We start from the raw sequence: 22466 nt of genomic DNA on the forward strand, positions 1-22466 counted from the left end.
GCCGAAATGGCTGCCTCCCGCGTGTTTCCGCAGTTCGGCCCAGCGCGAAACTCCCGCACGTTCCACAGAGCGGACACGTGAGGCGGGTGCGCCAGGTGGATGCGAGGTGCGGACTCACCAGGTGGACGCACCGGAAAGCTGCTGCAAGGAGCCTGCCCCCGCAGAAGGGAAGCCGCCCCCGTAGAACTGAAAAGCGCCAAGCAGCTGCCTGCTTGGCGCTTTCCCCGCTCGATAGGATTCGGGCCTGAGCCGCCATCCCGCCGAGGCGGATCAAAAGACTTTACGTACGTGAGTCTCAGAGGAGGGTGACGGATTCCGCCTGAGGACCCTTTTGTCCTTCTCCAACTTCGAACTCAACCTGCTGGCCCTCTTCGAGAGCGCGGTAGCCATCCATCTGGATTGCGCTCCAGTGAACGAACACATCCTGGTTGTTGCCTTCCAGGGTGATGAAACCATAGCCCTTTTCGGCGTTGAACCACTTGACGGTACCTTGTGCCATTACTTCTCCATAAAGTGCAGTGTCATTGACATTCCATCACCCGCTTGCAACCTGTCTGGCCGCGCAGCGGACTACGGAAGCTAGTAAAACTCAACCGACCCCGCGATTTCTCTCATTGACCTCTGGAGAATGATCTCGGTGAAGCACGAATAGAACACAAGGGCAGTGCTTGCCTAGCTGATGCAACTCTACCCCAGCGTCGGACAGGTCCTCCGACGGCTCAACACTGTTACCAATTCGTTATACGGGACCATTCGGAGAGTTCATTTCTCCTGGCAGACGAGTTCATTTCCGCTGAGATACGTGCGGACATTCAGCCCTCGGCTTCGCCTGAACCGCCTTCGCCCGAATCGCCTCCGCTGGGTTCGGGTCCGCGTTCGGCGATATCCGAACAGATGACGACAGTGATGTCGGTGTCGAAGTCCGTCGAGGACTCGACGGCCTCGATGCCGAGCGCCTCGGCGACCATCTTCGCCTGAGAGGCATTCGCCTCATCAGCGTAGTAGACCGTGGAGTCGGTCAGTCCTGTCGAATAGTTGCCGACTTCGCCAAGGCCCCAGCCCTTCTCCTCCACCGCTTCGGAGAACTTCTTCGCGGTTCCCGAGACTCCGGAACCGTTGAGGACGTCAACCGTGACCGAGGAGTCTGCGACGCTGACTTCACTTTCGCTCGGCGATGGACTCGCCGAGGAGGTCTTGTCAGACCCGGAATCGGCGACGTCGGACTCGGGGTCCTTCATCGACGAGGTGATGATGTTGATGGCAGCGACCACCAGCAGAACGGCAACAAGGGCGAGGATGATGACCAGTGCGATGGCACCGACATTCGACTGCGCCGCGGACTCCTGTCGATGGGCTCCGCTGCGTCGTCCAGTTTCGATCTCGTCGAATTCGTCAGTCATGTCTACCTCGAGACGCGGGCTTGTGCTCGTTCGCTCTGCCGCGTGGTGCGGATGCGACGCAGGCGTTTGACCAGCATTGGGTCACTGGCAAGAGCGGCTGGGTTATCGAGCAGGGAATTGAGGATCTGGAAGTAGCTTGTGGCAGACATGTCGAACCGTTCGCGGATCGCATGATCTTTGGCTCCACCGTACTTCCACCAGCGCCGCTCGAACTCCAAAACGGACACCTCGAGCTCACTCAGTTCGGGTGCGCCTTGGTTCTGCGGCATAGACGTTGTGCTCCTTCAAGATGAATCGTTGCTTCTATATTATCGCCCGGACGACAGGACTGAAATTCCCGGCGCGCCGTCGCGCGTCCGCCAGCGCGCCTTTCCATCCCCACCAGCGTGCCTTCGCATCCCCGCCGACACCATTCAAGGTCAGACAATCAGATAACCCACCCTGCTGCAGGAGACTGACCGCAGTGGGTGAGTCGCCCACCGCAGAGTGGGTCGAGATTGCCGACAGGTGGTCCGAATCGGACGACCTGTCGAGCGAGAGCTGATCAGCGGATGCGGATGTTGACCTGCTTGATCTGGGTGAAGCCTTCGAGCATGCCCTCCAGCGATGCCTCACGACCGAAGCCGGAGGTCTTCATTCCGCCGTAGGACTGGCCTGCCAGCTGGCCACCGCCCTGGTTGACCTGGACCCAGCCGGATTCGATCCGATTGGCCATGGTCAGCGCGGCATCGACGTTCCTCGTGAACACGAACGCGGCGAGGCCGAATTCGCTGTCATTGGCCATGTCGATGACCTCGTCGACGTCCTTCCAGGGAATGACGGAGAGGACGGGGCCGAAGATCTCTTCCTGGCTGGTCTGCCATTCGTTCTTGGCCTTGGAGAAGATGACGGGCGCGTGGTAGAAACCGGGTTCGCCGACCTCGAGTGAGTCCGAACCGTCGTAGGCGATCTCAACGCCGTCCATCGACTTGCCCATCTCGATGTAGTCAGACACCTGATCGTACTGCTTCTCGTTGATGATGCAGCCGATGTCGGAGTCCTCATTTCGAGGGTCACCGACCTTCATCTTCGAGACTGCGTCGACGAGCTTGCCCAGGAAGTCATCGTAGATGTCCTCGTGCAGGAACAGACGCGAACCCATCGTGCAGGACTGTCCCTGGCGTGCAAAGCGAGTCGAAAGCAGCACCTGCTGGAGGGTGTCGTCGTCGTTCGAGTCTGGGAAGACGATGTTGGGGCTCTTGCCACCGAGTTCCATCGAGGAGTGAGCGAGACGTCCGCCTGCCAGTTCCGCGACGTGGCGGCCGACGTTCGTCGAACCGGTGAACGAGACCTTATCGACGTCGGGGTGGACGTTGAGTGCTTCACCGATGACCGAGCCCTTGCCGGTGACGACGTTGAGGACGCCGGCCGGTAGGATGTCGGCGAGCAGCTCAGCCATCTTCAGAATCGTCAGCGGTGCATCCTCGGCGCATTTGAGGACGATCGTGTTGCCCGCGGCCAGTGCGGCCGGGGTCTTGAAGGCTGCGATCATCAGCGGTGAGTTCCACGGCAGGATTCCGGCGACGACGCCGAGAGGCACCCGCTTCGTGTACTGCAGCTGACCGTCACCGGCCGGCAGAGTGTTGCCCTTGACCTCGCCGGCGACTCCGCCCATGTAGCGGAACAGGTCGGCCAGGATGATCGTCTCCGGACGTGCCTGTGTCCGGATGGCGTTGCCGGTGTCGATCGCGGTCAGTTGGGCCAGTTCCTCGGAAGCGGCTTCAAGGGCGTCGGCGCAGCGGATGAGCATCTTCTGCCGTTCCTTGAACGGAAGCGCAGCCCATTCGGGAAATGCCTTCCGAGCAGCTTTGACGGCGCGATCGGCGTCCGCTTCCTTGCCATTGGCCACAGTGGCGATCACAACGTTGCGATCGATGGGGGTGATGACGTCTTTCCTGTCACCGTCGGCAGCTTCGACCCATTCTCCGCCGATGAACATCTTCCAGTTCGTGGCCTCGGGAAATTGCGACATAGTGATCCTTTCACCTACTCAGTTCTGCGATGAACTCTTGTCGTCGAGCATATCGTCTGCCCGGGTCCGAAAAGAATGGTGGGAGGGTAGGCGATGATGCACACCTGATCTGCGTTGTGTGCACATCGGCACCGAGCCTCACCCCATCGGTAGAATCGCGGCCATGACGTCCACAGCCGAACTGACGAAGATCATGTCCCCCGATTGGGCCACGGCGCTGTCCGGCCAGGCCGATCGCATCCATGCCATGGGCGATTTACTGCGGGAGGAGGTCGCCGCCGGGCGCAGTTATCTGCCCAGCGGAGACAAGGTGTTCCGTGCCTTTGCCGAGCCCCTCGCCGAGGTGAAGGTGCTCATCGTCGGTCAGGATCCCTATCCGACCCCCGGACATGCGATCGGTCTGTCCTTCGCCGTCGATCCCGAGGTGCGTCCGCTCCCCCGGTCGCTGACGAACATCTACAAGGAACTCAACTCCGACCTGGGCATCGAGCCTGCCGCCCATGGTGATCTGCAGGCCTGGTCTCGGCAGGGAGTCATGCTGCTCAACAGGGTGCTCACTGTTTCACCGGGCGAGCCCGCATCCCACCGCAGACGCGGCTGGGAGGCCATCACCGAAACCGCGATCGCCGCACTCGTCGACCGGGATCAGCCGCTCGTGGCGATACTCTGGGGCCGTGACGCGAGGAATCTGGCACCGATGCTGCAGTCGGGTCGCTCCGAGGTTGCGATCATCGAGTCCGCGCATCCGTCGCCGCTGTCGGCCAGCAGAGGCTTTTTCGGATCCCGACCGTTCTCGCGGACGAACGAACTGCTGGGACAGAAGGGCATACCGCCCATCGACTGGGCCCTCCCACCCCAGGACTGAACGTGCCGATGCTGAGCGTGGACACACTGAGCGGGCAGCCAGTGAACGTGTCGGCACTCAGTCGCGGGGTTCGACAGTGTCCAGAGTGATCGTCGATTCATTCGAGCGCGCAGATTCGGCGGTCTTCTCCACAGCGTCTGCCTTGAGGTTCTTCAGCGGCCGGGCCAGGTAGCTGCCGAGCACTGCGCCGACGGCCAGTGCCGCATTGGCAAGAATCGCGGTGAACAGCGAGGACAGTCCCACTGCGAAGGACGTCGTCTCGGATTCGGCGACGATCAGATAGACGGCGGTGAAGATCGACAGCCCCTGCAGCAGGGTGTAGATCGCGGGAATCATGAGAACGATGGCAGGCGCGCCCAACCGAAGGGACAGCGGTCGCGCAAGGAAACCGCTCACGGTCGCCGCCAGCAGACTGGCGAGGACATTGTCGATCTCGAGGACCGTCAGCACCGTGATCGTGATGTAGGAGGCAAGACCGACGAACGCGGCCGGCAGGATGAACCGCCTCGTCGACTGCATGGCGACGACTGCCGCCATTGAGACGACTGCCGCTGCGATCATCGAGGCGATCGCGGTGAGGACATGTACACCGGTCTTGGGCACGAGAACCTCGATCGGGTCGAGGCCGATCGCCTCGCCGGTCACCACTCCCAGTGCCAAACCCGAAACGATGCCGGCCAGGGTCAGGACCACTCCCACCATTCGCCCGGCCGCAGTGAGCGGAAAGTTCGTCAGGGCGTCTTGGACAGACGAATACAGAGACTGAGTCGGCAGAAGCAGGACGATTCCGGCAGCAACAAGGTACTGCGGTGATTCGATGATGCCGAAGTTCCCGGCCACCATCGCCACCAGGGTCGCAATCGCCGCCTGCAGCGTGGTGATGAAGAAATTGGGCAGACTGGTGCGGCCGATGAACTTGCCGCTCTCCCGGATGAAGATCGCCATGACGATTCCGAGGACTGCTGTGATGGCTCCGCCGCCGAGCATCACGACGAGACTGCCGACCATCAGTCCCCAGGCTCCTGTGACGAACCAGTCCTGATAGGGACGTCGCTGCGACCTGATGGCGTCGAGGCGGCTGCGTGCATCGTTGAATCCGATGTTGCCCGCAACCAGATCGGTGACGAGCTTGTGCACGGAACCGAGCTTCGCGAAGTGGATGGATTCGCCCCGGTTGACGCGCATGACGGTCATGAGACGGCCATCAGAGGTCGAATAGTGCACGGTGAGGGTGTTCGAGGTCAGGTCCACCTGCGCAGTCGTCAGCCCGAAGGCCGCACAGGCCGCGATGACGGAGACTTCGATGTCGGAGGTGCCTGCGCCGGCGCGCATCATGATCGCGGCGATGTCGGCCGCGAGGTCGAGGACCATCCTGGCCTCGTCCTCGGCAGGCTCGTTGGCTTGCACCGGAGCCTTGTACGGGCTGCCTTTGAGGGCGGTGACGATCGGCACCGGCTGGGTGTTGACCGAGGCACCGGAGACGAGTCTGCCCACGGTGCGTCTGGCCACGCGCTGTGCGACCCGCTGAGAGGTGCCTCTTTGGTCGGCTTTCGGCTTCGACTTGGCTGTCGTCGCTTTCGCTGACTTCGGGCCTGCAGGGTCGACGTCCGCGGACTTCAGCGCTCCGGTCGGTGCTTCGCGCAGCTCCTGCAGGCGCTGCTGACGAGAGAGTTCGAGCAGTTCCTGCAACGCCGAGGATCCGGCTTCGGCCTGGTTCGCACCGTGCTCAGGTCCGGACGACGACTGGGCGTCGACCGGTACCTCGGCGGTGGGGGCCTCTTCTGTGCTGTCGTCCGTCACGGCTCACTGATGAGAGTCGGGCCGAATGGGTCCGCCACATCGGCAGAACCTGCTGCGGCGTCGAACTCGAAGACCTTGCGGCCGGAGACGAACACCTGATCGGCGCGGGAGTTCAGGTCGAGCGGGTCACCGGACCAGATGACGAGGTCAGCGTCGCGACCCGGTGCCAGTGAGCCGAGTCGGTCATCGAGGCCGAAGATCGCGGCCGGGTTGATGGTCAGAGCTTCGAGCGCGATGACCGGGTCGAGGCCTTCCTTGACGGCCAGGGAGGCCTCATGGATGAGGAAGTTGATGGGGATGACGGGGTGGTCGGTGGTCAGGGCGATGCGCACCCCGGCCTTGGCAAGGGCGCCCGCGGTCGCCAAAGTGCGATCGCGCAGCTCGACCTTCGACCGGCTGGTCATGAGGGGCCCGAGGATGACGTCGATGCCCTTGTCGGCGATGTAGTCAGCGATCTTGTGGCCCTCTGTGCCGTGGTTGATGACCAGTCGGTAGCCGAATTCCTCGGACAGCCGGATGGCCGTGGCGATGTCATCGGCGCGGTGGCAGTGCTGGTCGAAGACGAGTTTTCGCTCAAGGACATCTGCCAGGGTCTCTTTGGCAAGGTCACGTTCGAAGGGTGTGCCTTCGGCTTCGGCATGGGCCCGCTTCGCCAGGTAGTTCTGCGCATCGACGAAGGCGTCGCGGAAGATCTTCGCAGTTCCCATGCGTGTGGACGGGGTGACGTCCTTCTCACCGTAGACGCGCTTCGGGTTCTCTCCCAGTGCGGACTTCACGGACAGATCCTGCGTCACGAGCATCTCGTCGACGATCCGACCCCAGGTCTTGACGAAGGCGGTGCGCCCGCCGATCGGATTGCCGGATCCTGGCTTGATGAGCGCCGAGGTGACTCCCCCGCGCAGTGCGTCCTTGAACCCGAGGTCACTCGGGTCGATGCCGTCGAGAGCACGCACGCCGGCACCATTGGGATTCGTCATCTCGTTCGTATCGTCACCTGACCAGCCCTCGCCATCCTCATGGACGCCGAGGTGGCCGTGGGCTTCGATGAATCCCGGCAGGACCCAGCGGCCCCCAGCGTCGATGACCTTCGTGCCGGCTGGCAGATCCTGTGCGGCGCCAGCGCCGGATTCCACTGAGGTGATGGTTCCGTCCGAGACCAGGATCGTGCCGGATTCGATCGGTTCGACACGTCTGCCGTCGGCGTCTGCGATGGGCACAATCCGAGCATTGGTGATGGCGAAATCAGTGATCTCGGGAACCGGAACCGAACGATACATTGTGCTCCTTCTGCAGTGACCTTCAAAGATGAGATCCGTGTCGATTCGAGTCTACGCCAGGCGCTCGGCACTGGTCACGACGCGGTGCCGCCGGGGTCTTCTGCAGTCTGATCCGTTTCCAGCAAGGCAGTCCGACCTGATTCCGGCAAGGCCGATTCAGTATAGTTCGGAGTCAGAGAACCAATGAGAGAAGGACCCTGCGATGCTCCAGACAATCACGTCATATGTCGCGATCGGCGACTCCTTCAGTGAAGGGCTGATGGACCATGACCCCAACCAAGAGGACCGGTACTTGGGATGGGCCGATCGTCTGGCCGGCAAGCTCGTCGACTCCCCCGTGGGCAGTTCCGAGCTCACCTACGCCAACCTGGCCATCCGCGGGCGTCTCCTCGATCGGATCATCGATGAGCAGGTGCCCAAGGCACTCGCCCTCAAACCCGACCTGGTCAGCTTCTGCGGCGGCGGCAATGACTGCCTGCGCCCGACGGCCGACATCGATGACCTGGCCGATCAGTTCGAACGCGCCGTCGTCGCCTTCCGCGAGGCCGGCATCGAGGTGCTCATGTGCAACGGCTTCGACACGGAGATCAGCTCACCTCTGATCCGCGCCGTACGTCCGCGCGTGGGCATCTACAACACCCACCTGTGGTCGATCGCGCAGCGTCACGGCTGCCACATGATCGACGTCTGGGGCCTGCGACCCCTCTACGCCGGCGAGAATTGGGCCGATGATCGGATCCACCTCTCGCCTAAAGGCCACGACCTCGTCGCGGATCAGGCACTGGCCACCCTGGAGAGCGGACATTCGCTGCCCGTGACAGGGTTCGCGATGCCAGCACGCCCGACGCGGCCGATCCGCGCCGCAGTCAGCGAGGAGTCGAAATGGGCCCGTGAGCACTTCGCCCCCTGGGTAGGTCGGCGCCTGCGCGGCCAGTCCTCGGGCGACAAGCTCGATGCGAAGCTTCCCGAACTGACTCGCGTGCGCAAACCCGAATGACCGCGAACGAGCCAACTGCGAAGGCGAACGAACCCTCGATGAACGACGACAGTCCTTCCACAAGTTCATTGCGGCAGGACGAGCGCTTTGCCGCCTTGGGTGACGCCGGTGCCGATCTCGGCTCGAAACGGGCGGCCAACCGGAGTGAGTACGGAACCGAGTCCGATCAGTTCCTTGAGGTCTACGGCGACCCGGGAACCGCCTCGGCGACGGTGATCCTCGTCCACGGCGGCTACTTCCGTCAGCGCACGGATCTCGCCCATGCCCGACCCATGGCCCTTGCCCTCGCCGAGGCGGGGGTGCTGTGCGTCCTCATCGAATACCGGCGCTCGGGTGGGCAGCCCAACTGCCTCGATGACGTCACCGCCGCCATTGCCTTCGCATGCGGCTCACTGTCGGGCTGGGGTGTGAACGCGCGGGCACGGAACAATCTCGTCGTGACCGGCCACTCCGCCGGTGGGTGCCTGGTGCTGGCCTGGGCGAGCCACCTCGGCGAGGACGGACCTGAGTTCCGGCTCAGACCCTTGGCGCCGATCACCGACCTATTCCGGGAGGTGGTGGACGAGCTGGGCGACGGCGCGGTGCTCGACTACATGGGTGCGCGGCCGGAAGAGAATCTAGCGGCTTATCTGCGCGAGGATCCGCGTTCTCGAGTGCTGCTCATCCCCTCTCGGGTGGATCTGCGCATCCTCCACGGCGACCGGGATGAGACGGTCGACATCGATTTCTCACGGACGTTCCCGGCCCGGCTGACCATCGCCGAGGGCGCCGATCACGCTGACCTCGTCGATCCCGAATCGCCCTACTTCCCGCTTGTGGTCGACACGCTTCTGAGCTGAATCGACCCAGGGCGGGCTGCATCGACGTCTGTTGAACGACGCCGGCTCCGGCTCCGGCTCCGGCTCCGGCCATAGTGCACCGATGTGCACCGGTCACCTGCCGGCTGCGATCTCTCTGACGTGGGCACGTGCCGGTTCTGCCAGACTGCGGGACAGTTGAGCGAAGAGTTCGACGCTCCTCATGCCGGGCCAGTTCGCGGGCAGGGCGCTGGGTGGAAGGCCCGGATCGACGTAGGGGATCGTCTTCCAGTCGTCGACGCAGCGCAGCCACAGGACGAATGCTTGACGGGGTTCGGGCTGCATTGCTGAACCGGTGTGTTCTGCAACCGTTGCGTGCGACGCTGAGCTCTCTGCGTGCGGCGCTTTCGGCGCTGAGCTCTCCATGCGCGACGCAGAGTGCTCGTATAGACCAAGGAATTCGGTGTGCCGGGCAGCCAGCGTGTCCAGCTCCCACCATCTCGCCGCCGCCTGGGCGAAGGGCTCGGCCGTCAGCGGTGTCTGCGTGAGGAAGATCGTCGCCCGGTTTCGAACCTCAAGCGTCTCCAGCGCGTCTTCGACCTCGGCGCGCAGATGTCCGGGGGCGATCCACAGACCGTCGATGACTGCACCGAATCCCAGTCCCATGAGTGCTCGACGCAGCTGCACCCGTTTCGACCGGTCCACCTCGGGCAGGGAGTAGGACACCAGGCACCAGGGTTCGTCATCCCTCTGCCCGCGGTAGGAGAAGATCCTCCGGTCACCTCGTTCGAGGTCGGTCACGGCCGCCGGGTCCAAACGATATCCGGCCACGGTGCCGCGCTTGTCGGGAATGAGCAGCCCTTTGCCTTTGAGTCTCGACACGGCGCTGCGCGTCGAGGAGTTCGAGACGCCGACAGCGGCGAGGAGGTCAAGCAGAGCCGCGACCCGGATCCACCCACCCAGGTCTCGCAGATGGAGTCCGACGAAGGTCCGCAGCAAGGAGGTGGGGCTGCCGGACGTGTGATCGAGATCCACGATCGGACTCAGAGCCCCGGACAGCCGGTCGCGGAATTCTGGCCGCCGGTCGCGGTGCCGGGTCCGTTTTCGATGCCGGTGCGGATGTCGAAGAGCTCGGGGAAGAAGGTGAGGTCAAGTGCCTTCTGCAGGAAGCCGACGCCGCTCGACCCGCCGGTGCCTCGCTTCATTCCGATGATGCGCAGCACCGTGCGCATGTGCCGGTAGCGCCAGAACTGGAAGTTCTCCTCCAGATCCACGAGCTCTTCGCAGCTCTCGTACTCCAACCAGTAGTCCTGCGGGTTCTCATAGATGATCCGGAAGGTGTCGAGAAGCTCCTCATCGAAGGTGTGCGCCACGCTCACATCTCTGTCCAGAAGTCGCCGCGGAACCGGAAGGCCGCGGCGGGCGAGGGCACGCAGGAACTCGTCGTAGACGCTTGGCTCGTTGAGGTATCTTTCGAGTTGCGCACGGGCCTCAGGCTCACCGTCGAAGACCTGCAGCATGCCGGCGTTCTTGTTCCCGAGCAGGAATTCCACGGCCCGGTACTGCCAGGACTGGAAGCCAGATGACTGGCCCAGTTCATCGCGGAAGCCGACGTATTCGCTCGGTGTCAGGGTTGCAAGCACCGACCACTGCTCGGTCAGGGTCTTCTGGATGTGCTTGACTCGGGCGATGCGTTTGAGGGCCAGCTGGAGCTGGTCGCCCGCGATGAGGCTGCGTGCGTCGAGAAGTTCGTGGATGACGAGCTTGAACCACAGCTCAGTGGTCTGGTGCTGAATGATGAACAACAGCTCGTCGTGGTGGACCGGTTCGCTGACGGGGTGCTGGGACGTCAGCAGGCGGTCGAGGCTGAGGTAGGAGCTGTAGGTCATCGTCGACCGCAGGTCCGTGTGAATGCCGTCTTCGAGATCCCGTTCGTTCTTGGCCGCGGTGGAGTCGTCATGAGTCATGACAAGCAGTCTATTGCAATCTACGTCCGCACGGACTGAGTCTGCAACATCAACCCGCCCCGGGCCTACGCCGCTCGGGGGCAGCGATCTCGCGCACCTGTTCGACGAGGCTCTTCCACTCCCCCGGCATCTCGGCCTCGCCGAAGCGCACAAGGCCGAAGCGACTCTCGATCACATAGACATACCTGTCAGCCCCGGCACCGCAACCACCGGCAGTCTGCGAAGTCGCGTCGCCCTGCCACGGGAGTTGTGCCACTTTCGGGCCGATCTCCTCCCGATGCTCACTCGAGTCGATATCGAGGTCCCAGACGAGCAGCAGCCCGCCGATCCCACCGCTGCGCTCGACGACGAGGTGGCCGAAGCCGTCGCTGCGGCCACTGCTCCCATCGCTCGCACCGGCCGAGGCGCTCGGACGAGGCGCCTCCTCACTCACCAGCTGCTCCCCACGTTTCCGCGACCTGCGCCACGGGTGACGCCCACTGCGTCCCAGCTTTGGACGAGCGCGTCATGAACGTCGGACCCCTCTCCGAACTGGGCGACCGCCTCGGCGATGGTCAGGGCCGCGAAGCCAGAGAAATCGGTGCGCGTGGTGATGTCGGATCCGGTCAGCACGGCGAACCACACTTGCCCCACGGTCTCCCATGCTGGGCCGCCGAGGCGGGTGGCGGCGAGCGCGAAGGCGCGGTTGGGGATGCCGGAGTTGAGGTGGACACCGCCGTTGTCCGACTCAGTGGTGACGAAGCGGTCCATGTGGTCAGGCTGCGGGTCCGCGCCGAGGACATCATCGTCGTAGGCAGTGCCGGGCGAAATCATCGAACGCAGCGCTGTGCCGGAGACCGCGGGGGTGAAGATGCCTGCGCCGATGAGCCAGGTGGCATCCCCCGCATCCTGCCCGGAGTCGTGCTGTTCGGTCAGGGCCCCGAAGACGTCGGCGCAGTGCTCATTGAGCGCACCGGGCTGCCCGAGGTACTCGAGGTCGGCTGTGTGGCTGATGACGCCATGGCTGAGCTCGTGGCCGATGATCGACAGCGACCCGGTGAAGCCGGTGAAGACCTCGTCGTCGCCGTCACCGAAGACCATGAGCCGACCATCGAAGAAGGCGTTGTCATAGTCCTGGCCGTAGTGGACGCTGGCAATGAGCGGCATCCCTTTGCCGTCGAGCGAGTTGCGATCGAAGGCCTCGGCGAAGAGTGAGTAGGAGGCCCCGAGCCCGTCATAGGCCTCGTTGACCGCCTCGTCTGACACCGACTGCTCGCCCTCGCTGCGAACGAGGACTCCCGGCAGGGTCTCGGTGCCCTGCGCGTCGTGGATGAGTCGGTTCACCCCAGCACTGGCACCGATGACCTGAGAGTGCCTCGCACCCCGGGAGTCCTGGACTCCCCCATCGGGCTTGGCCACCGGCGTATACCGCAGCCCCTCGGCACGTAAGTTGCGACAGGAGTCGTCGGAGACCTGACAGCTGCGCGCAGCACGGGCGGCACGAGGGAACTTCTCGCCTCCGCGTTCGGCGATCGCATCGAGCAGGTAGGGCGGGATGACATGTCGAAGACTCATATGACCAGGGTGCCACTTCTGCTGGTGCAACGAATGGAAAATCGATGCAAACTTTTCCTTGCAAAGAATTCTTTGCAAGCGTATCTTTGCAATATGGCTGAAGAATCAGACTCTCCGACACCGATCCGAACCCTTGGGCCCGAAGCACTCAAGGGGCTCGCACATCCGCTGCGAGTCGAGATCTACGACGCACTGTCCAAGTTCGGTCCGCAGACGGCGACGAGTCTGGCCAGCAGGCTCGGCGAGTCGACAGGTTCGACCAGCTACCACCTGCGTCAGCTCGCCCGCCACAACTTCATCCACCAGGTTGAGGGCATCTCCGGCGGGCGAGCGAAGTGGTGGGACCGCTCCCCGGGTGCGATCGATGTCAGCCGAAACGCCGCCAAGGAAGACCCCTCTGCCAGCGCCTCGACCGGCTTCATCCTGCGTGAGTGGACCAGAAACCGCACTCGTGCGCTTGAGGACTTCGTCGACGCTCTCAACTCGGACGATCTGCTGCCCGATGCATGGGCCGATGCCGCGGCGATCGACACGAGCAATGTGCATGTCACGCCTGCTCAGCTGCGGGAGATCAACGACCGGGTGCACGAAGTGATCGACGCCGTCGTCACGGAGTTCCGCGGTCGAAACGACCCCGGATCCCGTCCCGTGCAGATCCAGTTCAACGCCTTCCCCCTGACCGATGGAGAGGAAATTCCATCATGAGCACCCTCATCTATCCGATCCGACCGCAGACCTTCCCACGAGGGCCCGGCAGAATCGTCGAGCGCACAACAACCACCACCCGTGAGATCTTCCTCGATGACGCGCGGGCAACGATGCTCCGAGCAGGACCAGCTTCCCCGCGCGGCCCCGAAATGGCAGCCCAGCCGCAGTCGTCCCCATCGGACATGCGACTTCGCGGACTCAGTCGGGCCATGATTCGCCTCGGCGTGTGGCTGATTGAAGCGGGCCGCAGGCATGCGCTTCGCCCCGCAGCACGCGCGGACGAGATCGCCCGCAGGCTCGAAGATGCGAAGGACCGCGACATGAGGCATTTCATCGGCCCTCCGAACTGAGCTCAGGCTCCCGAACTCACGCCCTCACCTCGGCGCCGGTGGACGATTCATCCCCCTTCGGCGTTGCCACGATGAGGGTGATGACGATGATGATCATGAAGAATGTCGTAAGGAAGGTCGGGATCGGGATGATCGGATCCAAGAGCACCAGCACCGCGCAGGCAGGAACGACGATGTTGACGACCCTGCCGGCATTGGCCCTGATCGCCAGCACCCACACGCCGAGGACGAAGACCGCGATCGGGACCGCGATCATGAAGGCACCGAGCAGCGGATTGATTTCGCTGTGGCTCAGCTGCGAGTCGACTTCGACGCCCACTCCGGCAGAGAACGCACCAGCGGCGGCGAAGACGAAGTAGTGGCCGTAACCGTAGGTGAGGGTTCTGCGAATCGATGACACCGCCCGGTGATGGGGCGGCCAGAAGTAGATCCACCACATGGATGCGGTGACGACGAGGCAGAGCGAGCCCAGGGTCACGAGAGGAATCACTTCACCGTTGTCCGCGAAGGCTCCGAAGATGGCATTGGCGGAGGCGAGCAGGCTTTCACCGAGGAGGATGATCGTGAACAGCCCGTAGCGCTCCGTGATGTGATGCGGATGCCACGGCGTCGAGCCGCGGATCTCGGCGATGACAGGAACGCTGAGCTCGACGAGGACCAGGAGGGCGAAGCAGACCAGCGCCATCCCCTGCGGCTCAATGGCGAGCCACGCGATCCACAGCACTTGGGCGAGACCGATTCCGCATGCGTAGAAGATCGTCGCACGCCGTGCGGGACCTGCCCTCCGTGATGCGCGCAGCCATTGGGCGATCATGACGATGCGCATGAGGATGTAGCCGAGAACGACGATGGTGAACTCGCCGTCGACGAAGGCGGGCTCGATACCCGCAGCCAGGATGAGCACTCCACCCATCTGTACGACGGTCATCACGCGGTAGAGCCAGTCGTCGTTGTCGAACGACGTACCGAACCAGGTGAAGTTCATCCACGCCCACCAGACGGCGTAGAAGATCATGAGGTAGGCGACCAAGCCGTCACCGAGGTGCCCCTCGGCGACGCTGTGATGGAGCTGGGTCGCAGCGATGCTCACCGCGATGACGAAGGTGAGGTCGAAGAAGAGTTCGAGCGAACTCGCAGTGCGACCGTGCTCACCGGGGTCGCGAGGGCGCAACGGTTCGAGGCGGAATCGGCTGGGACTCGTGGGGGTGTTCACATCGAGGGCTTTCGTGCTTGGGCCGGGCAACGGCAGGTGCATGACAGACTGGCTGGGAACAGCTTAGGGTCAACGCGTCAAAGCCACCAGACCGGTGTCACCAAGCGCTCTGCGCAACGTGGGCCAGCCCCAGGCCGAAGACGAGATTGAGACCGAGCAGCCACGACCTGGACCTGTCAGGAACAGCTGCCAGGGAAACGAGCAGCCACGGCACCATGAACAGCCAGATGCGCTCGACCTCCGCCCTGCTCATATTCGACAGGTCGGCGGCCACAACCATGAGCACAGCTGACGAAGCAAGGAGAACCACCACGCGCAGCCGGCGGTCAGCTTCGCTCGAGTGCGCAGCCTCATTCGAGTGCTGCGAGAACATCGCCCGACGGGAGCCCCTCGCCGTTTCGACGATTCCCGCCCCGATGCCTGGACCTGTCGCGCAGATGAGAGCCGCGAGGTTCGCCCACATCCAATACGTGGGAGGCCGAGAGGACGCGAACCCGTCCCAGTACCGCTGGCTGAGCGCCGGGTAGGCCTCCCACCAGAAGAATCCAGCGACGGTGAAGACGCCGACGACGAGCAGCGCCCCACCGATGACCCACGGCAGCGGGCGAATGGACCGTGCCGCGGCGAACACGGCGAGGACCACGGCCCCGAGGAGCGGGAAGCCGTAATTCATATAGGTTCCCAATCCGAGCATGAGACCCGACACCACTGACCAACCGACCGCTGGCCACCCGACCGCCGGCCACCCGACACGAACCCGCGAGGTGACCGCGGGGCGTCCCTCCTCCACCCGCGAACGCACCGCCACTGCAGCGCTGAGCGCAGCGATCGCCCACGCGCCCACGGCCGCGAACACAGCGTCGGCAGACACGGCCGACCAGATCGCGGCGGGCGCCGTGGCAAGGAATGGTGCGAGGATCCGAGCGCGGGCCTCGATGCCGAGGTTCCTGCACGTGCACATGATCGCGAGGGGAATGGTCGCCGCAATCAGGGTGACAACGAGCCCGATGGCGTACGTCGAGCTCAACCCCAGAGAGACGAGGAGAGCGAAGAAGAGCACGGCTCCCGGCGGGTGACCTGCGAGGTGGACAGGAAGATTGTGGGCACTGGCCAGGGGGATCCGGTCGACGTACCTGGTGAGCAGCGACGATGCACCGGAGAAGAAGCCCTCGTCCGCGATCTGGCGTGCGGTCGGCAGATACTCCGCGTCGCTCTCAAGCTCTCCACCAAGATGAGAGAGCCCGTCGATCGCGTCGAGGGCGAGCATCCATGCCGCGGAGACGAGAGCGGTGAGCATCAGAAGCATTCGCCACGGCAGCCGTTGGGCGGCCCGGAATCCCCAGACTCCGACGGAGACCGCGATGGCCACCGCAGCAATGCTTCCGATTCCCACTCGAGGTCGGAATTCGGCGAACAGGGGCGGGAGGCTCAACACCTTGACGTCCACCCCAGTCACGAGTGGGAACACGATCGCGGCGGCCACGAGGGCCAGAGCCGCCAGCACGCCGCCGAACCCGGGCCACACACCCCCGCGCTTCACCCCCGGGACACTTCCCCTGCCGCAGGCTCCTGCGACGCGTGGGCATCGCGCATCGGGGCCCTCGCGAATTCGGCCATGCCCTCGGCGAAGCCGATGCGCGGCACCCAATCCATCTCGGTCCGGATCCGCGCCGCCGAGGCGGTGATATGGCGAACATCGCCGAGGCGGTACTCGCCGGTGACGATGGGTGCGCCACCGCCCAGAGTCTCGGCCAGGGCGAGCGCCATCTCTCCAACGGTGTGGACGTCTCCGGTCGCGACGTTGAAGGCTCGCACCGTCCCCGCTGCCTGTCCCTGAGACCAGTCGAGACCGGCGAGATTTGCGCGGGCGACGTCGCTGACGTGGATGAAGTCGCGGCGCTGCTTCCCGTCCTCGAACACTCGGGGTCTGTTGCCTGCTTTGAGGACGGAGCGGAAGATCGAAGCCACTCCGGCATAGGGGGTCCCCTGCGGCATATTGGGTCCGTACACATTGTGATAACGCAGGAGAACGGCCCGGCCTCCAGTGGCGCGGGCCCACGAGGCGGCGAGGAATTCCTGACCGAGCTTGGTCGCCGCGTAGACATTGCGGGGATCGCACGCTCCGTCCTCGGTGATGAGATCCGGGAGCAGCCGTGTGCCGGTGCGCGGTGACATGGGATCGAAGCGTCCGGCGTCGAGGTCGGCCCGGCTGCGCAGATCGGCGGCGATCGGCCCCTTCTCGTCACGGTAAGCCCCCTCGCCGTAGATGACCATGGACGAGGCGAGGACGAGGTCCTTCACACTATGTCGTGCCATCGCTGCGAGCAGAACGGAGGTTGCCAGTTCGTTGCTCGCGACATAGTCGGGACTGTCGGAGAAGTCGACACCCAGGCCGACCTTCGCGGCCTGATGACTGACAGCATCGACGCCCGGGAGGACACGGTCGAGGACACCGGGATCCGCGACATCGCCGTGGACGACGCGGACGTGGCGATCCGTGAACTCCGTTCCGAATCGGGCCAGCAAACGTGGCGAGGTCAGCGCAGAAGCATGAACGTCGGAGCGGAAGTTGTCGAGGACGGAGACCTGCCAACCGGCGCGCAGTGCCGCGGCGACAACCTCGGCGCCGATGAATCCGGCCCCTCCGGTCACGAGCAGGTGCGGGGCGGTCTCATGCATCGGAGGCCACAGTATGGGTCAGGATCGCTCGAATGGTCTCAGCGGGCACAAGCTGCGGCGGCCTGTAGTCCGCGTCGATGGCCGCGACGATCGCGGACAGGGCGGCGATGATTCGAGGTTCGGCCGCACGCAGGCGGTCGAGGACCACGCTCGCGTCGACCGCCTCGGCGAGATTCTGCCCGGCGTCGAAGTCGGTGACGAATGAGAGGTTGACGATCCCCATGCCGAGCTCCCCCGCGAGGGCGGCCTCCGGGTACTGGGTCATGTTGACGATATCGCCGCCGGATTCGCGCAGGAGCCGCGACTCTGCCCGGGTGGAGAACCGAGGGCCTTCGATGACGGTGGTGGTCCCGGAGTCGGGGACTGCCTCGCCGAGCGCGCGCACGGCCGTTCGGGCTTTGGCAACGAGGTCTGGGGTGAAGGGATCGGAGAACGGCAGGTGGACGACGAGGCCACCACCCGAGTAGGTCGAGGCCCGGCGAGTGGTGCGGTCGAGCATCTGATCAGGGATGACGAAACTACCGATGGGCATGTCGGGGTTGATTGAGCCCACGGCGCTCGACGATACGACGGTTCTGACTCCGAGTGAGGCCAGTGCCCACATGTTCGCGCGGTAGTTGATCTCGTGCGGGGCGAGCGCATGCCCGGCTCCGTGGCGGGAGAGGAAGGCGATGGGTGTGCCGTCGAGATCACCGAGAGTGATCGTGCCGGATGGCGGGCCGTAGGGTGTGTCGATGCGACGATCGATGCGCTCCGATGGGGCGAGGAGCTCATAGAGCCCCGATCCGCCGATGACGGCGATGCGCGGACTTGGCTCCGCGGCCTCGGCCTCGCCGAGGCGGTCCTCCGTGGGGTTCATATGTGCTCCTTCTTCTCTCTCGTGTCCGTTCATTGTGTCGCGGCCGAGAGTGGGCACGAGGTGGGAAATGCTTACGAGACGATGACAACCTGGCCACCGATGTCCTCGGACCGTAAGAAAATCCGAGCACGGCGCCGACGGTGCGTCCCTAGTCTCGAACCATGTCCGCTCACGATCCTCGAATTCCCGGAGATGAACAGCCGCCGGTCAACACCGACTCGGGCGGAGGCTCGCGCTTCGAGAGTGCACGGAACGCGGTGTCGTCGAAGCTTGCACCCTCCGACCCGGTCCGCGGTCCCCGCACCGCAGTCGTCGTCGGTCGCCTGCTCGGACTCGTCTTCGCGGTCTGCTTCGTCACCGGCCTCTTCAGCCACTTCCTTCAGGATCCCCTCTCCTGGATGCGCTTGGCCACTCGTCCTGTCACGATCTATCAGATCACCCAGGGCGTGCATGTGGCAGCGGGCCTGGCATCGGTCCCCCTGCTCCTGGCGAAGCTGTGGACCGTCTTCCCACGTCTCTTCACCTGGCCGCCGATCACCTCGTGGGTTCATCTCCTCGAACGGGCTCTCATCGGGGTGCTCGTCTCTGCGAGTCTCCTCGAACTCACGATCGGCGTCATGAACATCTACCACTGGTACGGTTGGCCGTTCTCGTTCCGCTCCACCCACTATGCGCTGGCCTGGGTGATCGTCGGCACGCTGCTTGCCCATGTCTCTTTCCAACTGCCGAAGATCATCGAGCACTGGCGGGTCCGGCCCCGCACCGTCGAGCTCGATCGCCGTCTCTTCCTCGCTTCCGTCCTCACGGCGACGGGGGCCATCGTGGCCTTCACCGCCGGGCAGTCGACGAAGGTCTTCGCAGGCATCAACCTCTTCGGTCCACGCAGGTACGGAGAAGGGCCGCAGGGACTGCCGGTCAATCGCACCGCTGAGGCGGCGGATGTGCTCACCACCGCCGTCGACCCCGAATGGAGGCTCGACGTCAGCGGACCGGGGGTGTCGCAGCGGTTCACCCGTGACGAACTGCTGGCGTTGCCGCAGACGGAGGCGGTCATTCCGATCGCCTGTGTCGAGGGCTGGTCGACCACCGCTTGGTGGAAGGGCGTGGCGCTGCATGAGGTCCTCAGCCGTACGGGAATCGACCCGAATTCGCGGATCAGAGTCTCGAGCCTGCAGACCAGGGGCGGATATGCCACCAGCGAGATGGGCCCGGAATTCGCCTCCGACGATCTCACACTCATCGCCTTGGAGCTCAACGGCGAGGTCCTCGACCTCGATCACGGGTACCCCGCTCGCATCATCGCGCCCGGTCGGCCCGGTGTCCTGCAGACGAAATGGATTTCGAGCATCGAGGTGATCGCATGACTGTGGCTCTGAGAACCTCTCTTGTTCTCGTCGGTATCGGCATTGCGTCCTATGGCGCCGTCCTCGTGCTCGCCCGCTTCGGTCTCGACCAGATCATCGGACTCGCCATCTGGCTGGCGGCGGCCGTCGTCCTCCACGACTTCATCCTCGTGCCCATCGTGACGCTCATCGCTCGGTTCGCCTTCGGCCAGAAGACGAGTTCTTTGGCTGGCTCAGGCTCTGCTGAGTCAGGCTCTGACTTCCGGCCGAATCCTGGTTCTCGCCGGCTCGCGATCGTCCGCGCACTGCTCGTCTCGGCGAGCCTCATCTCGGTAGTCGTCGTGCCGGAGATCGTGGCGTTGGGCCGCGGTGTTGCGAATCCGACGATTCTGCCCGGCGACTACGCCCACAATCTCCTGTGGCTGTGGGCGTTCGTCCTCGCGGCTGTCGTAGCAGTCCTTGGCATCGGCCTCATCGCCGCACGTCTCAGGCGCTGAGAGCCACGAACGTGCGCACGCCGGCAGCTTCGACGTCAGCAGCTTCGGCGTCGGCTCCTGCTTCGTTGCCACCTTCGCCATAGCCTCCCACGCTCCAGCGCGCCTCGACCTGCAACCCCACCTCGGCGGCGATCCGGGTGAGCGGACCGGCACCGATCTGAGCCCAAGGGAAGGGTTCGCTCGATCGACCGCAGCGGTCGCGCACCTCGGCGAGGAAGCAGCGTTCTTCCCCCTCCCCGGCCGAGGTCTCGACGATGACGAGCCCCTGTGGGTTGACGAGGAGGCGGGCACGGTTGAGCAGGGCACGTGGGTCGCCGCCGATGCCGATGTTCCCGTCGAGGAGCAGCGCGGTCCCCCATTTCCCTTCCAAGGGCAGGGCGTCGTTGATGTCGTGGCGCAGGACCGGCAGCCCCGAAACGTGGGCCATCGCCACGGCGGTCGCCGACACATCGATGCCCAGGGCGAAGCGCCCGGACACAATCGCGGCCCGAACCATTCGGCCGGGACCGCAGCCTAAGTCGATGACGGAACCGGCGCTGTGTTCGATGACGCTGAGGTCGGCTGCATCGGCCTCCGCGGTATAACGATCGACGTCCATGATCGTCGTCGCGGCAGAGGCTGCGCTGCACGCAGCGCCAGGGGCGCAGACTGTTGGATCCGGAATCTCGCCGGCCCTGCCTGCCGTGATTGAGGTGTCACCGACTGCACGGAGGGTCAGTGCCCCGCCGCCCAGCAGCGAGCGCTCATACGGGTGGGCTCCTCCGTGACCGAAATAGGTGGGCTGCGCCGTGAGAGTCATGATGCCCTCGTTCCCAGTACCGTTCCGGGCAGCAGTCGGGCCGCGGCATCGAGGTCATCGATCGTGTCGATGTCACGCAGGCTCGGCAGGATCGCCGTCGCCAGGCCAGCGTCGATGAGCCGTGCGTACTGGATCGCCCCAGTGTCGCCACGCGACATCGGCACCCCGCGCACAACGTCACCGTCGGGTTCGCGCAGTCCCAGAGCCCAGAATCCACCGTCGACGGCGGGACCGAACCAGGCATCACATCCCTCTGGCCAATTGCGACTCACGGTTTCGAGCACCAGGGGATCGAGATGCGGGGAATCCATTCCGATGAGGACGCTCGGTCCGCTGCAGACGTCGAACACCGCGCCAATCCGCTCATCGAGTCCGCCACGAGCCTGCTCGATGACATCCCAGCCGTCGAAGTCGCGGGGCAGTGAGTCACCGTCGAAGCAGAGGATCTTCCGCGTCCATTCGAAGGACTCGACGGCGGTGGCGGTGATGTCGATGCAGGCGGCGGCGATATCGGCGGCGGCCTCGAGGCTGAGCGGCGGGTGCAGGCGGGTCTTGACCTTTCCCGGAATGCACTCCTTCGCGAGCATGATGAGTGTCGTCAAGAGGGGATCTCCTTGATCATTCGGGTCATATCGGCGATCGCGGTGAGCGTGCCCTTCAGCGTGCCGGTCACCTTCGAACGCCCGGTCCTCGGCCGGTAGCTCACGGGCACCTCATCGACTCGCAAACCCGCCAGGTGGGCGCGCAGCACCATTTCGAGGGGATAGCCGCTGCGGCGATCGTGCAGGTGGAGATCGAGCAGTGCCGCTCTGCGTATGGCGCGCATGGGTCCGAGATCGTGGAGTTCCAGACCGGTGCGTACGCGGATGAGTCCGGACAGTACGCGGTTGGCGATTCTCGCGTGGACCGGCCAGGCCCGCAGATTTGTGGCGCGGCGTCGACCGAGCATGAGATCGGCCTCTCCCGCCAACACAGGTCCACTCACCCGGCCGAGCTCGGCGAGGTCGAAGGACCCGTCCGCGTCACAGATCGCAACCACCTCGGCCGTTGCCGCCATCACCCCAGCCTGCACTGCCGCGCCGAAGCCTCGCCGGGATTCGACGATCACCTGGGCACCAGAAGCCCGGGCAACCTCGGCGGAGGAATCGGTCGATCCATTGTCGACGACAATGGCATGCACACCGGGCGGAAGGCTCCCGAGAACTCCGGGCAGGGCACGCGCTTCGTTGAGACACGGCAGAATGAGGTCGATGGGCGCCGCGGGGGTCGGCTGCGAAGATTTCGGCATAAGTCGAGACTAGGTATCTGGCCCCTCCACAGACGGTCGAGAAATCTTACGAAACAGGGACA

The 22466-nt window shown here is 64.4% G+C and carries 24 protein-coding genes; 7 read left to right on the plus strand and 17 right to left on the minus strand.

Annotation, left to right across the window (positions count from 1 at the left end; all coding sequences use genetic code 11):
- Positions 1-295: 295 nt before the first annotated feature.
- From FO013_RS00720 to FO013_RS00735, 4 genes are all read right to left on the minus strand, one after another.
- Positions 296-499, minus strand: a complete 204-nt coding sequence (locus FO013_RS00720) for a cold-shock protein (RefSeq protein ID WP_009881874.1) — start codon at positions 497-499, stop codon at positions 296-298.
- Between the two features lie 313 nt (positions 500-812).
- A complete protein-coding gene (locus tag FO013_RS00725) occupies positions 813-1400 on the minus strand; it encodes a LytR C-terminal domain-containing protein (RefSeq protein WP_143920571.1) in 588 nt (195 codons plus the stop codon).
- A gap of 2 nt (positions 1401-1402) precedes the next feature.
- Positions 1403-1669 carry a DUF3263 domain-containing protein gene (locus FO013_RS00730; protein WP_009881872.1) on the minus strand — a complete coding sequence of 89 codons (267 nt, stop codon included), beginning with the start codon at positions 1667-1669 and terminating at the stop codon, positions 1403-1405.
- Positions 1670-1944: 275 nt separating this feature from the next.
- Positions 1945-3411: an aldehyde dehydrogenase family protein gene (locus FO013_RS00735; RefSeq protein WP_143920572.1), complete on the minus strand. Its 1467-nt coding sequence runs from the start codon at positions 3409-3411 to the stop codon at positions 1945-1947.
- A gap of 163 nt (positions 3412-3574) precedes the next feature.
- Here FO013_RS00735 and FO013_RS00740 point away from each other — a divergent pair, with 163 nt between their 5' ends.
- Complete coding sequence (locus FO013_RS00740; protein ID WP_143920573.1) at positions 3575-4276, plus strand: uracil-DNA glycosylase; 702 nt, start codon at positions 3575-3577, stop codon at positions 4274-4276.
- A gap of 57 nt (positions 4277-4333) precedes the next feature.
- Here the strand turns inward: FO013_RS00740 and FO013_RS00745 are convergent, their stop codons facing one another.
- Together FO013_RS00745 and FO013_RS00750 are read right to left on the minus strand one after the other, a co-directional pair.
- Complete coding sequence (locus tag FO013_RS00745; protein WP_143920574.1) at positions 4334-6076, minus strand: threonine/serine exporter family protein; 1743 nt, start codon at positions 6074-6076, stop codon at positions 4334-4336.
- Positions 6073-7353 carry an amidohydrolase gene (locus tag FO013_RS00750; protein ID WP_143920575.1) on the minus strand — a complete coding sequence of 427 codons (1281 nt, stop codon included), beginning with the start codon at positions 7351-7353 and terminating at the stop codon, positions 6073-6075. Before FO013_RS00750 ends, FO013_RS00745 begins: the two co-directional genes overlap by 4 nt.
- A 202-nt stretch (positions 7354-7555) precedes the next feature.
- On the opposite strand from FO013_RS00750, the gene FO013_RS00755 reads away from it, so the two are divergent.
- The gene (locus tag FO013_RS00755) at positions 7556-8350 is read left to right on the plus strand and encodes an SGNH/GDSL hydrolase family protein (protein ID WP_143920576.1); all 795 of its coding nucleotides are present in this window, start codon (positions 7556-7558) and stop codon (positions 8348-8350) included.
- Between the two features lie 38 nt (positions 8351-8388).
- Positions 8389-9189: an alpha/beta hydrolase gene (locus FO013_RS00760; protein ID WP_260847890.1), complete on the plus strand. Its 801-nt coding sequence runs from the start codon at positions 8389-8391 to the stop codon at positions 9187-9189.
- 93 nt (positions 9190-9282) lie between these two features.
- Here FO013_RS00760 and FO013_RS00765 read toward each other — a convergent pair whose 3' ends face one another.
- From FO013_RS00765 to FO013_RS00780, 4 genes are read right to left on the minus strand one after another with little or no spacing between them, the layout of a single operon-like run.
- Positions 9283-10182, minus strand: coding sequence for a PaaX family transcriptional regulator (locus FO013_RS00765; RefSeq protein WP_260847891.1), 900 nt, complete (start codon positions 10180-10182; stop codon positions 9283-9285).
- 8 nt (positions 10183-10190) lie between these two features.
- Complete coding sequence (locus FO013_RS00770) at positions 10191-11114, minus strand: tryptophan 2,3-dioxygenase (protein WP_143920578.1); 924 nt, start codon at positions 11112-11114, stop codon at positions 10191-10193.
- Between the two features lie 49 nt (positions 11115-11163).
- Entirely contained in the window at positions 11164-11547 is a 384-nt protein-coding gene (locus tag FO013_RS00775) for a hypothetical protein (RefSeq protein ID WP_143920579.1), read from the minus strand.
- Positions 11544-12668 carry a M4 family metallopeptidase gene (locus FO013_RS00780; RefSeq protein WP_143920580.1) on the minus strand — a complete coding sequence of 375 codons (1125 nt, stop codon included), beginning with the start codon at positions 12666-12668 and terminating at the stop codon, positions 11544-11546. The genes FO013_RS00775 and FO013_RS00780 overlap by 4 nt, the downstream gene beginning before the upstream one ends.
- Positions 12669-12761: 93 nt before the next feature.
- On the opposite strand from FO013_RS00780, the gene FO013_RS00785 reads away from it, so the two are divergent.
- Positions 12762-13373 carry a winged helix-turn-helix domain-containing protein gene (locus tag FO013_RS00785; RefSeq protein WP_186292946.1) on the plus strand — a complete coding sequence of 204 codons (612 nt, stop codon included), beginning with the start codon at positions 12762-12764 and terminating at the stop codon, positions 13371-13373.
- Positions 13370-13726, plus strand: coding sequence for a hypothetical protein (locus FO013_RS00790; RefSeq protein ID WP_143920582.1), 357 nt, complete (start codon positions 13370-13372; stop codon positions 13724-13726). The genes FO013_RS00785 and FO013_RS00790 overlap by 4 nt, the downstream gene beginning before the upstream one ends.
- Before the next feature lie 16 nt (positions 13727-13742).
- Here the strand turns inward: FO013_RS00790 and FO013_RS00795 are convergent, their stop codons facing one another.
- Genes FO013_RS00795 through FO013_RS00810 form a run of 4 tightly spaced genes read right to left on the minus strand, consistent with a single transcriptional unit; the run spans position 13743 to position 18477 of the window.
- On the minus strand, positions 13743-14981 hold the full coding sequence (locus tag FO013_RS00795) for a low temperature requirement protein A (RefSeq protein WP_186292947.1): 1239 nt from the start codon (positions 14979-14981) through the stop codon (positions 13743-13745).
- 55 nt (positions 14982-15036) lie between these two features.
- Positions 15037-16479, minus strand: coding sequence for a hypothetical protein (locus tag FO013_RS00800; RefSeq protein WP_143920583.1), 1443 nt, complete (start codon positions 16477-16479; stop codon positions 15037-15039).
- Entirely contained in the window at positions 16476-17618 is a 1143-nt protein-coding gene (locus tag FO013_RS00805) for an NAD-dependent epimerase/dehydratase family protein (protein WP_143920584.1), read from the minus strand. The genes FO013_RS00800 and FO013_RS00805 overlap by 4 nt, the downstream gene beginning before the upstream one ends.
- Positions 17611-18477: an MTAP family purine nucleoside phosphorylase gene (locus FO013_RS00810; protein ID WP_143920585.1), complete on the minus strand. Its 867-nt coding sequence runs from the start codon at positions 18475-18477 to the stop codon at positions 17611-17613. Before FO013_RS00810 ends, FO013_RS00805 begins: the two co-directional genes overlap by 8 nt.
- Positions 18478-18638: 161 nt before the next feature.
- Between FO013_RS00810 and FO013_RS00815 the strand changes: the two genes are divergently transcribed.
- Both FO013_RS00815 and FO013_RS00820 read left to right on the plus strand, forming a co-directional pair.
- On the plus strand, positions 18639-19841 hold the full coding sequence (locus FO013_RS00815) for a molybdopterin-dependent oxidoreductase (protein ID WP_143920586.1): 1203 nt from the start codon (positions 18639-18641) through the stop codon (positions 19839-19841).
- Entirely contained in the window at positions 19838-20317 is a 480-nt protein-coding gene (locus FO013_RS00820) for a hypothetical protein (protein WP_143920587.1), read from the plus strand. The genes FO013_RS00815 and FO013_RS00820 overlap by 4 nt, the downstream gene beginning before the upstream one ends.
- Here FO013_RS00820 and FO013_RS00825 read toward each other — a convergent pair.
- The 3 genes from FO013_RS00825 to FO013_RS00835 are packed head-to-tail and all read right to left on the minus strand — an operon-like array spanning position 20307 to position 22404.
- Entirely contained in the window at positions 20307-21116 is an 810-nt protein-coding gene (locus FO013_RS00825) for a class I SAM-dependent methyltransferase (RefSeq protein WP_186292948.1), read from the minus strand. The two genes, FO013_RS00820 and FO013_RS00825, sit on opposite strands and share 11 nt — an antisense overlap.
- Positions 21113-21718 (minus strand): TIGR04282 family arsenosugar biosynthesis glycosyltransferase, encoded by a 606-nt coding sequence (locus tag FO013_RS00830; protein WP_143920588.1) that lies wholly within the window; start codon positions 21716-21718, stop codon positions 21113-21115. Before FO013_RS00830 ends, FO013_RS00825 begins: the two co-directional genes overlap by 4 nt.
- Positions 21715-22404, minus strand: a complete 690-nt coding sequence (locus tag FO013_RS00835) for a glycosyltransferase family 2 protein (RefSeq protein WP_143920589.1) — start codon at positions 22402-22404, stop codon at positions 21715-21717. The genes FO013_RS00830 and FO013_RS00835 overlap by 4 nt, the downstream gene beginning before the upstream one ends.
- Positions 22405-22466: the final 62 nt, after the last annotated feature.

The sequence above is a fragment of the Brevibacterium aurantiacum genome, assembly GCF_007558825.1.
Lineage (GTDB): Bacteria > Actinomycetota > Actinomycetes > Actinomycetales > Brevibacteriaceae > Brevibacterium > Brevibacterium aurantiacum_A.

What these genes read in the sequence shown, in the direction of transcription:
- FO013_RS00835 (WP_143920589.1), bottom strand. Translation starts at nt 22,404, where the DNA reads ATGCCGAAATCTTCGCAGCCGACCCCCGCGGCGCCCATCGACCTCATT.
- FO013_RS00735 (WP_143920572.1), bottom strand. Translation starts at nt 3,411, where the DNA reads ATGTCGCAATTTCCCGAGGCCACGAACTGGAAGATGTTCATCGGCGGA.
- FO013_RS00790 (WP_143920582.1), top strand. Translation starts at nt 13,370, where the DNA reads ATGAGCACCCTCATCTATCCGATCCGACCGCAGACCTTCCCACGAGGG.
- FO013_RS00755 (WP_143920576.1), top strand. Translation starts at nt 7,556, where the DNA reads ATGCTCCAGACAATCACGTCATATGTCGCGATCGGCGACTCCTTCAGT.
- FO013_RS00740 (WP_143920573.1), top strand. Translation starts at nt 3,575, where the DNA reads ATGACGTCCACAGCCGAACTGACGAAGATCATGTCCCCCGATTGGGCC.
- FO013_RS00730 (WP_009881872.1), bottom strand. Translation starts at nt 1,669, where the DNA reads ATGCCGCAGAACCAAGGCGCACCCGAACTGAGTGAGCTCGAGGTGTCC.
- FO013_RS00805 (WP_143920584.1), bottom strand. Translation starts at nt 17,618, where the DNA reads ATGCATGAGACCGCCCCGCACCTGCTCGTGACCGGAGGGGCCGGATTC.
- FO013_RS00825 (WP_186292948.1), bottom strand. Translation starts at nt 21,116, where the DNA reads ATGACTCTCACGGCGCAGCCCACCTATTTCGGTCACGGAGGAGCCCAC.
- FO013_RS00780 (WP_143920580.1), bottom strand. Translation starts at nt 12,668, where the DNA reads ATGAGTCTTCGACATGTCATCCCGCCCTACCTGCTCGATGCGATCGCC.
- FO013_RS00720 (WP_009881874.1), bottom strand. Translation starts at nt 499, where the DNA reads ATGGCACAAGGTACCGTCAAGTGGTTCAACGCCGAAAAGGGCTATGGT.
- FO013_RS00770 (WP_143920578.1), bottom strand. Translation starts at nt 11,114, where the DNA reads ATGACTCATGACGACTCCACCGCGGCCAAGAACGAACGGGATCTCGAA.
- FO013_RS00820 (WP_143920587.1), top strand. Translation starts at nt 19,838, where the DNA reads ATGACTGTGGCTCTGAGAACCTCTCTTGTTCTCGTCGGTATCGGCATT.
- FO013_RS00785 (WP_186292946.1), top strand. Translation starts at nt 12,762, where the DNA reads ATGGCTGAAGAATCAGACTCTCCGACACCGATCCGAACCCTTGGGCCC.
- FO013_RS00750 (WP_143920575.1), bottom strand. Translation starts at nt 7,353, where the DNA reads ATGTATCGTTCGGTTCCGGTTCCCGAGATCACTGATTTCGCCATCACC.
- FO013_RS00795 (WP_186292947.1), bottom strand. Translation starts at nt 14,981, where the DNA reads ATGCACCTGCCGTTGCCCGGCCCAAGCACGAAAGCCCTCGATGTGAAC.
- FO013_RS00725 (WP_143920571.1), bottom strand. Translation starts at nt 1,400, where the DNA reads ATGACTGACGAATTCGACGAGATCGAAACTGGACGACGCAGCGGAGCC.
- FO013_RS00760 (WP_260847890.1), top strand. Translation starts at nt 8,389, where the DNA reads ATGAACGACGACAGTCCTTCCACAAGTTCATTGCGGCAGGACGAGCGC.
- FO013_RS00810 (WP_143920585.1), bottom strand. Translation starts at nt 18,477, where the DNA reads ATGAACCCCACGGAGGACCGCCTCGGCGAGGCCGAGGCCGCGGAGCCA.
- FO013_RS00815 (WP_143920586.1), top strand. Translation starts at nt 18,639, where the DNA reads ATGTCCGCTCACGATCCTCGAATTCCCGGAGATGAACAGCCGCCGGTC.